The following is a 12,968-nucleotide window of genomic DNA, read 5'->3' as shown; positions in this document are numbered from 1 at the left end:
GGACGCTGCGTTGAGCTAGTTCCGCTTTTCCGGAATACGTGCAGCTTTACCGCTACGTTCGCGCATGTAGTACAGCTTGGCGCGACGTACCTGACCGCGTTTCTTGACCTCGATTTTGTCAATCACCGGTGAGTGCACTGGGAACTGACGCTCAATACCAACGCCGAAAGATGATTTGCGAACGGTGAAGGTTTCGGAAACGCCGCTGCCCTGACGAGCCATGACGAAGCCTTCGAAAACCTGAATACGCTGGGTTTTCCCTTCAACAATGTTCACGTGAACTGCAACGGTGTCACCTGGACGAAAGTCTGGGACGTCGTCGCGAAGATTCTTCTGATTCAACTGATCAATAATGTTCATGGAGTCTACTCCTAGTGGACCGCCGCAGGTCGTCCACATTCCTCAGCAAGCTCTAAAGTCTCGCGGTGGAAGATTTCGAGGTACAACATGAAGTTGCCTCCCCGGCGCCCAACGTTGATGACTCAATCCCCCACGGCAGATCAACCACCCATTAGGCACAACTAGTCATTATGCCATATCTTGGCGCTTTGTCCATAAATCTGGGCGGCGTTGACGCGTGCGCTCTTCTTGCTGTTCGCGACGCCAGGCAGCAATCTTCGCGTGGTCACCTGACAAGAGAATTTCAGGCACGTCATAACTCCGCCATGAGGATGGTTTCGTATATACCGGATACTCCAGTAAGCCGTCCTCGCTGTGGGATTCCTCGACTAATGACTCCGGGTTGCCAACCACGCCAGGCACGAGCCGCCCGACGGCTTCGATCATCGCCAACGCGGCGACCTCTCCCCCATTGAGCACGTAGTCCCCAAGGGACATCAGCCGCACATCGAAACGCTCGCGAGCCCAATCAAACATTCGTTCATCGATTCCCTCATACCGGCCACATGCAAACACAAGATGCTCGAGTTCTGCCAGATCGTGGGCAACTGGCTGGCCGAACACCTCTCCGGAGGGGGTCGGCACTATCAAGGTCGGCTTCACTGACTCTGATGAGTCGAGGATATCTTCGAGAGCAAGTGCCCATGGCTCAGCCTTCATGACCATACCAGCGCCACCGCCATAGGGAGTGTCGTCAACCGTTTGGTGCCGGTCAAAAGTGTAATCCCGCAGATCATGCACATGAATTTGAATGAGATCTACTTCTTGTGCTTTACCCAGAAGAGAGAGGTCTAAGGCTTTTAAATATTCAGGAAAAATGCTGACAATATCAATACGCACTATTCTTGATTCAACTCCAATAGACCCGGGGGTGGGGTAATTAGCACCGCGTCTCGTTCTTTGCTGATACTTGGAACAATCTCCTCCACAAAAGGGATAGAAAACTCTCGGCCATCGTTTAATCTGACTTCAAGCAAATCTTGGACATTGCGAGTGATCAAGTTACTTACCTCCCCTATCGCTGTCGAGTCCCATGTATCAATATGAACAGCGAAACCAACTAGCTCATCGGCATACCAACTATTAGCATCATCAGCCACGGATTCTATATAGTCGTATAATTCGAAATTTCGTAACGTTTCTGCGGTGGTCCGATCTGCGCACTCCACAAACTTAACAAGGAGAATATTCTTATGCCACCTGGTGGTCTCAACCGTTAGAGTCGTATACGGGTGCTCGCGAAAGTGCCCTTGGAGGGTTAAGACGTTCCCCTGGGCGAACCGTACCTCGGGCGAATCGGTAAATAGTTCAACCGTCACTTCTCCTCGAATTCCGTGCGGCTTCCCAATCCTAGCCACACGAACTTCGCGTTTATGATTCCATGGCTCATCTATATGCACGTGGGAACCTTTCGCTATAGGGTTCGCTCATCATAGTTGCAGCGACCTTCTCGGGAAAATGCATAGATGCCCTTCCTTCCTAGGTATGCGTTATGTCAACTGTTAGACTCGCCAAATCGAGAAAAGTTTGGACATAGATCGGCATGTGTTGTCGGCCTCGGCGGGAAGCAGAGGGCATTCAGTTCTAATACGCCCATAATCCGCATATGCTGAGAGTAGAAGTCGGTTATCTAAATTCTGCACCTGCCACCTTGGTCTCAGTCGTGAACTATTTCGGTTCCGGATTACTGGGACGCTGCTGTTCTAGCTCTCCCAGCTTGTCATAAATCAATTCCATACTGATTTGCTGAGCTTGAAGCATATCTACTATTTTCCGGACAGCGATGGTATCTCTTTCAGAGGACCCACCTTCTTCCTTGTCCGAACTTTGGAAGCGGAGCATTGCTAGACTGCGCTGTTGTATTTTGCCAAGCTGTCTCCGTTGAAGGAGCTGTACGACCATCAACAGAAAGACCATAATTAATAACGAAATTAGGGCAGCCGTGAGAGACCAAAAAAACGACGCTAAGACTCCTGCCGCTGTTATCACTGCCCCTATTAATAATAAAGTGAACTCTCTCCAGTTCAAAACGTGGCTCCTTAGGTTGTAAATTAAGTCAACAGTGTCGACAGCAAGCGGGCAAAAGCTTTTTGGCTAAAACGATTGGACAACACTGTTTTAGTACGTGCTAGCTGCGCCTCATAGAGAGAAAAATCTGAATGTAGGCGATCTATTATGTCGCCAACTTCATCAGGCTCGCCATATAGGGCAGCTTCCCCGAAAATATCTCTAAACTGTCTCGGCAGAATCAAGATCGTTCCAGAACTGAGCACATCGAGCATATGCGATAAGGGGAGCTCTCTCGTGCGTTCATCTGGGTAGAAGACATAATAATCCAAAGAATTTAGAAACGTTTGAAGTTGTAATTCTTCGTCTTGGTAGACCGTCCAAGCTTCGGGTGTTCGTCGGTCCCCTAAATTATCTAATGCGTTATGGATTTTCCCCATTATTCGGATATCGTAGCGACCATCTATAGGATAGACTTCTTCGATGGTTTTTCTCAGCCTAGGCCACTCGGATGCTGTTCCCAAGGCAGCCCGCCCGACCACCGGCCTCATACTTCGGTAGTAAAGGCGATTGTGCCAGCGTTTAAGATCTGCGATGCCAGGCCAGTCCCAGTCATAGAGGCATTCGGAACTGATGTGCACGTCCAGTAAAGCACGTATATATCGATCACGCGGCAACCAGATCGGCGCCACGCCAAAAGAAGCTTCAGCGTTAGCGTGGCTGTTAGCTGGAAGATAAAGAATAGAATTTGCGTCACTTGCATAGGGAGACTCGTTAGCTGTAACTAGCAACGACTCAACTGACATACCTGAAGGGCCGTGAGGCAGGAATTCCAAAATTGAGGGAGATGAGATTATCAACAGCTTGACGTAGGCCTCGTCATCATAGAACACCTCGTGGACAGAACCCTCGTTAATCAGCTTCTGAATCTGCTTGTTCAGCGGTACTTGCTCTTCGACACGTAAGGTACGCTCTGACTCTAAATTGAGCACGGCAACGCGATAGTCAGCACCCATTAATCCCTCAACTACGTCAAGCATTGTCCGTTGTATTCGACCTGTGCCTTCCCATTCCCCAGCCACTACAACATCGAATTCTTGCCCAGCACTGGGCCTAATCTGGAAACGGTGCGGTATCGCTACGGGATAACGCCGCTCAGGCGTAACATGTAAAGCAGCGTCCTCAGTATGACTATGCCAATACTCATAAGCTGATCTGAAGCTTCTTCGGGAACTGTGCTTCCAGCCCGGAGAGAAGTCCGCCCGGGACAACGACCCATCTAAGATGCGGATGATGCTTAGAGGTTCCCTAAGGTCTGTGATGGGGCGACCGGTCACCTTCATTAGCCGAAAATAATATTCAGTATCAGCAGCTTTTCTGGCTTCTAAAAAGCCTCCGCCCTTCTCGTAACCTTCCCTGCGTATTAACAACGAGGAGGCATTCTGGCCCTCAGGTGAGTAGCCCACACGTACTCGGCCAAGGTTCTCATCACACCGTATCGCACTAACCCTACACCCAATAGCATTGGGGTTTTCTTGCAAAAATGCCATCTGACGCGCGATACGTTCAGGGTGCGACCAATCGTCATCATCTTGACCCGTAATAAAATCACCTGACGAAGCGGCATACCCCACATTTCTAGCCGCGTATGTGCCTCTGTTTTCACTAAGGCTGATGATTTCAATCCTCGAGTCTAAAGCTGCGACTCGTCCAAAGATCCCCTGGAACTCGGGGCCAGAATTGTCATCGACAATTAGCAATTCGAGTCTGGTCCAAGACTGGGCAAGGATTGATCGGACCGAAGTCAGTAGTCGTTCCTCGTCGGGTTTGTATACCGTAAGGACCACTGAAACAAGAGGTTCTTCGCCTTGTTCCCGCACCTGATGATCGGGAACCCGAGCGGTCAGCCGATCGAAGGGCCGCAACCCAGTATTGTCGACGAGTCGCACGGGCTGCAATCGGTGCGAAATGAACGGTCGGTTAAAGGCTGTCAGCCAATCCTCGAAACCTGAGGGTGAGTTATATTTGAATGGATTACGCAACTCTGTGCGCAGATATCCAAAGAATGCACTGTCGAGATCGGGATCCTTATCCAGGAGATGTTCAGCCCGCTGAGCGTTCCCATTCACAATATGATGCTGTATGAGAGCTCTCCTCGCCCTTCGCGAGACGCCTGAAGCCCCAGCTAATTCTTGGGCCATCGAAAGCAACCTCACGCCACACGAGACGTCTTCTGGAAGCAGATTTTGAAGCAAAACGACTCGCCCCAGCTCAGCAAGAACTTTGGGGTCAGCCACGTCGTTGTCCGTTATCTCGCCGCTCGTCACCAGCCGTGTTTTGAATGTTGCCAAAGAAACAGAAGGATGCAGAGCCCCACTCAACAGAACATCACGTAAGCCCAACGACCTGGTCCTTAACGCAGAGGCGATTAAGGAATTCAAGTCCCCACCGACTCGGTGATAGCAGTCAGCATAGAGGTCTTGTGATGTTAAGTTACTTAGGTCACGCGCTGATGAGTCAGTCACTACAGATATGTCTCCTAATAGACATTGGGGATCACACAAGGTTCGGTTTTAGTTAGAAATTGATAGTTTACATGACCATGAGACCGGGAAGCTGAGGCTCTTCGCGAATTAAACAGCTTGATTGCAATCCTCACAGTGCCTGACCCATCGCTTCCTTATGCATGTCCAATGTCGCCTCATACTCTCGTACTTACTCTAGAGACCGTATGCTTGTCTAAATTCAGGGAAGGTTTTACCGTTCAGGAGGTCAAGATAGAGACGCGCCTCTGCTTCTGCGAAGTACCTGCCAAGTCTTTGATCTAACTCTTCGTAGATGGCGCCCGCATGCACCCCGCCGGGATGGGGCGTTATCTCGCCTAAATATAAAGCTTCTGCTCCGATATGAAAATCTAGCCTTAGGAAGGGAACAGGCGAGGCAAGGGAAATCCGGTTTGATAATTCATAGATGGAAGGAGGCACTCCGGTCCCCTCGAACGTTATTTCTCGCGAATTGCGCTTGATCACCTCACCGTTTGCGTTGTAGGTAGCGTATCTAGGCTTCGCTGAAGAACTTCGATCGATTTCCAGGAACATGCCGGCGAAGCCATAGAAAGAATAGACCTTGAAATCGTTCGCTAGCTTATTCGCCGCGTCCAGAATTGCTTCTTCCACCACCCACCTATCTACGGTGATGTGGTCCTTATACCGGCGGATCTCGCGATCCGCTTCAGCTAAGCTAGCATAAGTTTTGGAGCTTCTAACCGAGTGAAGTGTACAACTGTCGTCTACATAGAATACTGCCAGTGATGACGACCCTTTAAGTGGCTTCAATATTGTTCGTGGAATAAGCTCCACGTCTTCCAAACGGGCATCCTTTTTGTATGTCTTGGGAACTGCGATACCTAGAGCTTCGCCAAAGGCGCGGTCTCTTAGTTTGTCATTGCCACCAGGAAAGATATCTTGGCCCATCGCGCGTGCATAACTCTTAGTCCTGCGGAGAGCATTCATGCTGGCACGAAATGAAGTACCAACGCCGAACTTAACTGCATCCATCACGATGTCTTGACGCACATCTTTGTCACTAAGAGAATCATAGAGTGTAGTCAAGTACCGTTCTCGAGTGTCTTTGCGAAGCGAACGGTCGCGCCTTATTTTCCTGATAAGATCCCAGACCGGCTCGTTTGCATACGATCTAGCCCGAGACACTTCTTCAACGCGCTCTTGCCATCCCATTACTGTCTTGTTCCCGCCTGTAAAAACTTTTTAAAAAATGAACTGACTTCGCTGCACGTTCTCCGGGATTCTAGTAACGTAATCGCACGCTCATAAAATTTGCGCGAGGCGAACGCTTCCAAACCACGAGGGCACAGCGGATATATGCTCGGCTATGAAGCTGCCCAAATAGTCTCTACCAGCGCCTTCCTGACCTCTTGGTGTTACCTATTCCATTGGCTTATATCACACCGACAACAAACTGCTTAGACTGACACTGGCCTGCTTTAGACTTCTTCTACGCGGACATGGCCATTTTCCACGTATATTCTAGAACGCGCGCCTGTAGCACGATCGGTGGTTACTATATCAGCTACACCGATTGACGATAGTTCCATCCGACCTGTAGAGGCATCGAACCGTGCGAAGGTTACAGCCCTAGAATCCTGGGTTGGATGATGCCGGAGTTCTAAATTCTCGTCTTGAGTCATCTTCATCGACCAACGCGAACCCTTACTTCCTGTGTCGTTTACGGAAAACTCAAGGGTACTATTACGCGGAACCCGCAAGGTGCCCTTTTTGACTGTAAAATCGGCACTAGTTGTAGTGATGTTCGTGTGATCTCGATCGTAAGGGATACCCAATCGGGTCTGCATTTGGCCAGTAGAATCGGTTACTTCAACTGAGAAATGCCGATGAGGTGCTGCTTCCGGATTATTCGCCTCGTCGTGAGCGCCAATCCAGGCTTTACATTCTGGATGATCGGGATCGGTAGCATCCCACCATCCGATAAACGCCTTTGCGTCAGCTCTCATCCAGTGAAGAGCCACAGCATCACCAGCACGCCCGTTTTGTCTGTTCGATTTTTCCCATGAATCGACCCGTAGACGCCTAGTTGACCGTTCAGGTAGTCCTGATGAGTCCTTCGGCGCCGCCGACGTAATGTGTACATCTTCGTGATATTGAGGCAAAGATATCTCCTAACTTTTAGCAAATGTCACCCTACATTTGATTCGACAGTGTTTGCGAGCCTGTTTGGATGAAGTTTGGGCCAGGCGTGTGCGAGAGGTGCAACATGTCAGCATACCAATTTTAAGGAGTGCTAGACATCGTCCTCAGAATCTAGCCCAGATCAGTGCTAGTTTATTCAGGCTTCAACTTTGGAGGCTAATTTCTCCAGCCGAGACAGATAAGCGGCTTCACTGTAATTCTGGTCAATGAACGTTTGAGCACGTCTAGCTTGTTCAATGTACGCAGACGCATCATTACTATACTCGGAGACGATTGAATTGATTTCGTCAGAATACGCATATACTGCTGCGTCCCCATATGTCATTTTGAGAGTGTGCGGTAAAATAACAACCTTACCGGCTTGTAGCGCTTCTAGCACAGCTATCCAGACATGATTGCCGAGCCGTTGATGGGGGTAGTAGACCCAGAAGTCAATCTTATCTAAGAAACTAACCAGAGACTCTTGGTCCGAGTTAGTCACTTGCTCCTCATCAATGATCTCAGCACCGAGCAGCTCTCTAACAGGACTTACATTCCCATAGAAAAGGGTTCTGTATTCGCCAGAAGTATAAACATTCTGAAACGTCTCTCGTGTTGAAGGCCAACGATACTTATTTCCAAAAGTGTGAAAACCTACCACCGGTGGAGGGCTAGGTTCACGCACGGTACCTTTGTTAGCTTCTATAGGAGTTTTCCACGGTTCATTCAAGAGACGTTGTTGAGGCAAGTATGATTCCAGTGCTTCATGGCTGTTTAGATCTCCCCCTGCCATATGAAACGACGAGTTAAAGCTTGTTTCAAGATGGCGCAGCACCCTGGCCGGATGTGCGAGACTCTTCTTTACGGCACCCTTAAGAAGCGAACCGGTCTCGTGTACTACTACGCCCCGTTGAACGACGACCGTAGATTGGAACTGATCTAAGAACATTCCTACTGCTGAGTCATGTACCACCATTAATCTCGTTTCAGCACGGTCCGTTTCCGCGACCTGGGTGACTTTGCCTTGAAATTGCATATCGAAGAGTTCAGGTTGTATGACACCCCTCTTGAGCGTCTGGGGTGAGTTGACCTGCATGTAACCCACACGCAAACCAGCTCCGACGGCACTTTTCATCTCGTGCATAGTTTTGAGAGAATACTTAGCACTCTGCCTAAAGTCGGTTAGGTAGATAACATCAAATACACCGAGGTCTTTATTCCGGTTTTCTGGCGCAAAAGTGGTAGGAATAGCAAAAGGACGGCTGACGCCCATCCGTAAGACTGGCTTCTCACCGCCCTTACTCACTTCCTCATGCCACTGCTGGAACGCCCATCTGTAAAGTAATCGAGAATAAGAAAAGTACCCGCGATACATCTCCCCGGAAGTAAGTGACCCACCCCAGACGCGGCTGAACGATAGAGGTTTATTAGCGAGGTCTACTACCGCTGATTTACCAAAGTGCGCCTTTATGCGCTCAACTAACTCAGTATCGCTTCCCCGTTTGGAAGTGTCCCAGTTGCCCACCTGCTCGGTTAAGCTTTTGCGAAACATGAGAGAGGAGTAGTTTGTTTGTAAATGCTGTGGCCGTGTATTAATTCGCCGAAATTTCATGTCCGAAGTTGTACGGATATGTCCAGCTGTAGTGGCCGCGATAGATTCATTCTCTATCAGAACGGATGCTTGCTCAGCTATCTTGTCAGGATGGGACCAATCGTCGTCGTCGTGGGTTGTAACAAAAAGCCCACGCGCTTCCGCTAGCCCGGCGTTTCTCGCAGTATAAGCACCACCATTACTTTGTTGTCGAATGACCCGGATCTGTGGGTCGAGTTCCGCGAGTTCTGAGAGAAGTTCGTCATAAGCTGTCGGAGAACCGTCATCGACAATGAGTATCTCTAGATTTTTCCAAGTTTGATTTAGAAGGCTATTGACGGCCGTATAAATGCCTCGATCAGGCGAGAAGGTCGGAATAATGACAGACACTAACGGGCCGTCTATTTTTTCATTGGTAACCGAAGTGAGCCTATCCAGTAATGGTAAGGAATCATCTTCATCAAGTTGTATCGTATGCATACCACGGTCCGTGTAAAACTCGTTCATTGCGTCTAGCCACACGGACTCAGCCCCCTGTTGATGGGCGATCCTATCGATGGCTAACAACGCGACTTGTACCGGCGCTAACGCATGCAGATCAAACCGGGCAGTTAATTTGTCTTGTTCATCATAGGCTCCAATTGACGCGAGCGCTTCGACAAGTTGCAACTTATCCTGCTCTGATAGAGCGTTCGCACCATGTCTTAAAAGAACAAAACGTAAGATTTGTATCCCGGCATGTGTATCAAGATCGCTCTTCGAAGTATTGAATAAATAATTTGATAACGAGAGCAAAATAGGAAGGTCGTAATCTCCTAAGGTAAGGGCTCTCTCGTCCTCGTGGGCACGATTTAGCAAGTCAGCAATTTCCATTTGGAGCGAGAGCATGTCATGCTGCCCGTCTGAGGCTGCGCGAGCGTAAACATTTCTTACTAGAACCGAACGAGACTGAAGGGCAAACGAATTGAAGGAAGTAAGATTCTTCTTGAGTAGGTCTTCGTAGAATCTGCTAACTGCAGTGGGAGAAATTGGTCGCGAGCCAGTTTGTAACGAAGAAGGTGCTACTTGCTGGTTCGCGACATCATGCGAATGAGGCTCGGGCTGGTTCGAACTTCGTAACCGCGCACGCAATTTATTGAATATCCGAGAACGCAAGCTTAACTCCTAATTTGCAATCCATCTAACAGCCACACTACAGCTAGTTCGTACCCTCTCAGGTGCTTCTGTTTCGGTAAATAGTAGTGACTCTTCACACAGGACACAGGTAGTTTAGTGTCGAAACCCATAGGTCGGAAAACTAACTGTTGCTGCTTCTCTGTGTAGCAATCCGATCCAAGTGCTATCCACTTACTCAGTCAGAGTCGCGACTCGACTCAGAAGCGAGTCCGGGGCATATTGTTTCGCGATGAAACTCCGAGCGCGCTCAGCTTGGGCGACGTATTCATCTCTATTCTGAGTGTAAAAATCAATCAGAGAAATCACTTCATCCTCTGCGGCATACACCGCTGCCTCACCATATAGACGTTCCAATGACGTAGGTAAAATAACAACTTTTCCTGCCTGAAAAGCCGATAGGACTGGAGCCCAGACACGATCCTCCAGGCGACTATGAGGCCAGTAGACCCAGAAATCGATACTACGCAAGAAATCCACTTCTGACGTATCGGTATCATCGACTAACTCCACCTGGTGTTTAAACTCAACCCCATATTTCTCCAGTGGTTGCCAGACCTGACCATAGAAGCGCGTTGTGAATGAGTCAGAGATATATACTTTCTCAAATTGCTCCCGGGTGTTTGGGAGCCGATATTGATTACTGTTTGAGTGAAAGCCGACGACCGGCATCTCTGTTGGGGTGCGAACCTCACCTGGGTTCTCCGAGACGTGAGTACGCCAGATCATGTCATCAAGTAGGGTCCTTGCCAGCGGCAGCGTCACCTTCAGTTGGTTCTGTTCATCCTCCGAGGCACCTATGGTCTCAAAACGCGTATTAAAACAAGCGTCTAAATTGGTTAAGGCTTGGGGAGCGTAACTCGGCGTGCGCGGCTCTACATCGGCCAACGCAACCTGCTTTTGCTCGATTGCAATGCTCCGTTGGCTACTGAGACTCGCTTTCTTCTGGTCTAAGAACATACCAATGGAGGTATCGTAGACCACTAACAGATCAGTATGGGCTAGATCGTCGAGGGAAATCTGGGTGATCTTCCCTTCGAGCTGTAACTCAAATAGACGGTCAGGGAACGCGGTCGTGGTCCGTGTTTCGGGAGAGTACAAATGCAAGTATCCAACCCGCAGACCGCTATCTGCAAGAGATGCCATATCTGTGAGGGCGTTATCCACAGACTTCGCTTGTCGGAAGAAATCTGAGACATACACTACGTCAAAATCTCCAAGATCTGCGTTGCGTTGCCCTGGTTCAAACGTGGTGGGGACTGCATACGGTCTTGGCTCCTCGGAGGACCGATACACATGTCCCTCACGTTCATAGGCTTCACGATGCCATTGTCGAAACGCTGACCGATAAATCAGTCGAGAATACCCAAAAAATCCTCGAGACATCTCTCCAGAGGTTAGAGAGCCCTCCCAAACGCGGCTAAATGAGAGCGGCTTATCATGCAGGCCGCGGACACGATCTTCCCCGGCATACCTGAGCAAGCGAAGATAGAACTCAGAGTCACCTCCTCTGTTCACAGGGTCCCAGTCCCCTATCTGCTCAATTAGTGAGCGTCGGAACATGAGCGAGGAGTAATTCATTTGCAGGTATCTTGCTTCAGCGTTGACCCTTGTGAAGTTCAGGTGTTCTGTGGTCCTAATATGGCCAGATGTGGTGGCCACAAGTGACTCATTTTGGATTAACGGCTGCACTTGCATCGCGATTTTATCGGGGTGTGACCAATCATCATCGTCATGTGTGGTGATGAAAGACCCTGTGGCCACCCGCAGCCCGGCGTTGCGAGCCGCATATGCGCCAGCGTTCTCTTCTTGATGAAGCACCCTTACTCGGGGATCGAGACCCTGAAGATCCTGAAAAAGACCATCAAATCGCTCCGGAGACGCGTCATTCACAACGATTATCTCGAGATTCTTCCACGTCTGTTCTATCAAACTGCGAAGAGCCGTCCTTATCCCCTCGTCGGGCGAGAAGGTGGGGACAATAATGGAAACCTTTGGCCCCTCGAGGCTAGTAGTTGAACCCGCACTTAAACGGTCCATAAGCGGTAGGGAGCTATCCTCGAGTAGCTGCACCTGAGACATATTCAGATCTGCATACAGCTTATTGAGGCCTGAAATCCAATCATCGTGAGATGTTCTGCTCATGCGCAGCCGTTTGAGATGGAGTAAGTCAGTCTGCAGCGGAGCAAACTCATCTATGCCGTGTGCTTTTGCTAGAGTTTGCGAGGTTTCGAATTCGCCGAGATCGTGAAGGGCCTCAATATTTAACAGTAGGCTCGCGGGTGATAGTGCATCCGCTCCGAAATAGGTGCGTACGAATTCGTAGATCTGAACCGCCGCATGTTTATCTAAATCGTCACGCGCCGAATTAGCAATTAAATCGGCTAACGCAAGCAATACTGAGCTATCGAAAGCAGTGTTAATTTCGGACGGGTTCTCTTGTGTAACGTCACGATCTAAGTGATTGCTTATGATCTCGATAAGGTCTTCCAGCGAGATATTCCGGTTTGAAGCTACCTGGGCAAAAATGTCGCGGATAACAATTGAGCGGGTTTGAAGTGCGAACCTATAGAAGTTCGGCAGGTTAACCCGAGTCCTATGGCGGTAATAATTTATCAGCGGATTGGACAGATCAATTGAAGAATTATTGGCTTGATCCGTCGCAGCTTCTCTATAGGAAGTAAACGCCTTCTGGAGGCGACCAGCCCACTTTCTCAGTCGACTGCTGGTTACTGGGACCATCTCTTGCCTCTCCAAGCGTCGGGCTTACTTCGCTGCCCTAGGATAGATGTCTAATCAAAAGGCCACCTAACCCACTGCACAGGTTAGGTGGCCTTCTCAATGATCAATTAGCGGCGTCTGTCGGTGTCAACTACATCGACGCGCACGGAGTATCCTGCAAGTCCTTCGACCACGGTTCTAAGTGCGTTAGCGGTCCTGCCCTTCCGTCCGATCACTCTTCCGAGATCGTCCGGGTTTACGTGGACACTAAGCATTTCTCCGCGCCTGTTATTGCGAAGTTCAACTTGAACGTCTTCTGGATAGTCAACTATCCCGCGTACAAGGTGCTCCAACGCTTCTTGCAACATGGA

Annotated in this window: 9 protein-coding genes; all 9 read right to left on the bottom strand. The window is 49.4% G+C overall.

Annotated features, from left to right (window positions below):
• Positions 1–15: 15 nt before the first annotated feature.
• The 9 genes from rplS to J2S62_RS05815 all read right to left on the bottom strand — a co-directional run bounded on the left by rplS (position 16) and on the right by J2S62_RS05815 (position 12,965).
• The gene (rplS, locus tag J2S62_RS05855; protein ID WP_310172488.1) at positions 16–360 is read right to left on the bottom strand and encodes a 50S ribosomal protein L19; all 345 of its coding nucleotides are present in this window, start codon (positions 358–360) and stop codon (positions 16–18) included.
• A gap of 168 nt (positions 361–528) precedes the next feature.
• Positions 529–1,239, bottom strand: a complete 711-nt coding sequence (gene trmD, locus J2S62_RS05850) for a tRNA (guanosine(37)-N1)-methyltransferase TrmD (protein WP_310172484.1) — start codon at positions 1,237–1,239, stop codon at positions 529–531.
• Positions 1,239–1,757, bottom strand: a complete 519-nt coding sequence (rimM, locus tag J2S62_RS05845) for a ribosome maturation factor RimM (RefSeq protein WP_310175742.1) — start codon at positions 1,755–1,757, stop codon at positions 1,239–1,241. Before rimM ends, trmD begins: the two co-directional genes overlap by 1 nt.
• 693 nt (positions 1,758–2,450) lie before the next feature.
• Positions 2,451–4,808 carry a glycosyltransferase family 2 protein gene (locus J2S62_RS05840; protein ID WP_310172481.1) on the bottom strand — a complete coding sequence of 786 codons (2,358 nt, stop codon included), beginning with the start codon at positions 4,806–4,808 and terminating at the stop codon, positions 2,451–2,453.
• Between the two features lie 318 nt (positions 4,809–5,126).
• Positions 5,127–6,017 carry an ATP-grasp fold amidoligase family protein gene (locus tag J2S62_RS05835; RefSeq protein ID WP_310172478.1) on the bottom strand — a complete coding sequence of 297 codons (891 nt, stop codon included), beginning with the start codon at positions 6,015–6,017 and terminating at the stop codon, positions 5,127–5,129.
• 392 nt (positions 6,018–6,409) lie between these two features.
• The gene (locus J2S62_RS05830) at positions 6,410–7,093 is read right to left on the bottom strand and encodes a hypothetical protein (RefSeq protein ID WP_310172477.1); all 684 of its coding nucleotides are present in this window, start codon (positions 7,091–7,093) and stop codon (positions 6,410–6,412) included.
• 176 nt (positions 7,094–7,269) lie between these two features.
• Positions 7,270–9,576, bottom strand: coding sequence for a glycosyltransferase family 2 protein (locus J2S62_RS05825; protein WP_310172475.1), 2,307 nt, complete (start codon positions 9,574–9,576; stop codon positions 7,270–7,272).
• A 474-nt stretch (positions 9,577–10,050) separates the two neighbouring features.
• Positions 10,051–12,618, bottom strand: a complete 2,568-nt coding sequence (locus tag J2S62_RS05820) for a glycosyltransferase family 2 protein (protein WP_310172473.1) — start codon at positions 12,616–12,618, stop codon at positions 10,051–10,053.
• 107 nt (positions 12,619–12,725) lie between these two features.
• Complete coding sequence (locus tag J2S62_RS05815; RefSeq protein ID WP_310175740.1) at positions 12,726–12,965, bottom strand: RNA-binding protein; 240 nt, start codon at positions 12,963–12,965, stop codon at positions 12,726–12,728.
• Positions 12,966–12,968 lie beyond the last annotated feature (3 nt).

Origin of the sequence: Enteractinococcus fodinae (assembly GCF_031458395.1) — a bacterium.
Classification (GTDB): domain Bacteria; phylum Actinomycetota; class Actinomycetes; order Actinomycetales; family Micrococcaceae; genus Yaniella; species Yaniella fodinae.
The sequence above is the reverse complement of the archived record's forward strand: the minus strand, read 5'-3'. Positions and strand labels throughout refer to the sequence as shown.

Excerpts from the sequence above, each read along its gene's own strand:
- rplS (WP_310172488.1), bottom strand. The coding sequence starts at position 360 with ATGAACATTATTGATCAGTTGAATCAGAAGAATCTTCGCGACGACGTC.
- J2S62_RS05825 (WP_310172475.1), bottom strand. The coding sequence starts at position 9,576 with ATGGAAATTGCTGACTTGCTAAATCGTGCCCACGAGGACGAGAGAGCC.
- J2S62_RS05820 (WP_310172473.1), bottom strand. The coding sequence starts at position 12,618 with ATGGTCCCAGTAACCAGCAGTCGACTGAGAAAGTGGGCTGGTCGCCTC.
- J2S62_RS05815 (WP_310175740.1), bottom strand. The coding sequence starts at position 12,965 with ATGTTGCAAGAAGCGTTGGAGCACCTTGTACGCGGGATAGTTGACTAT.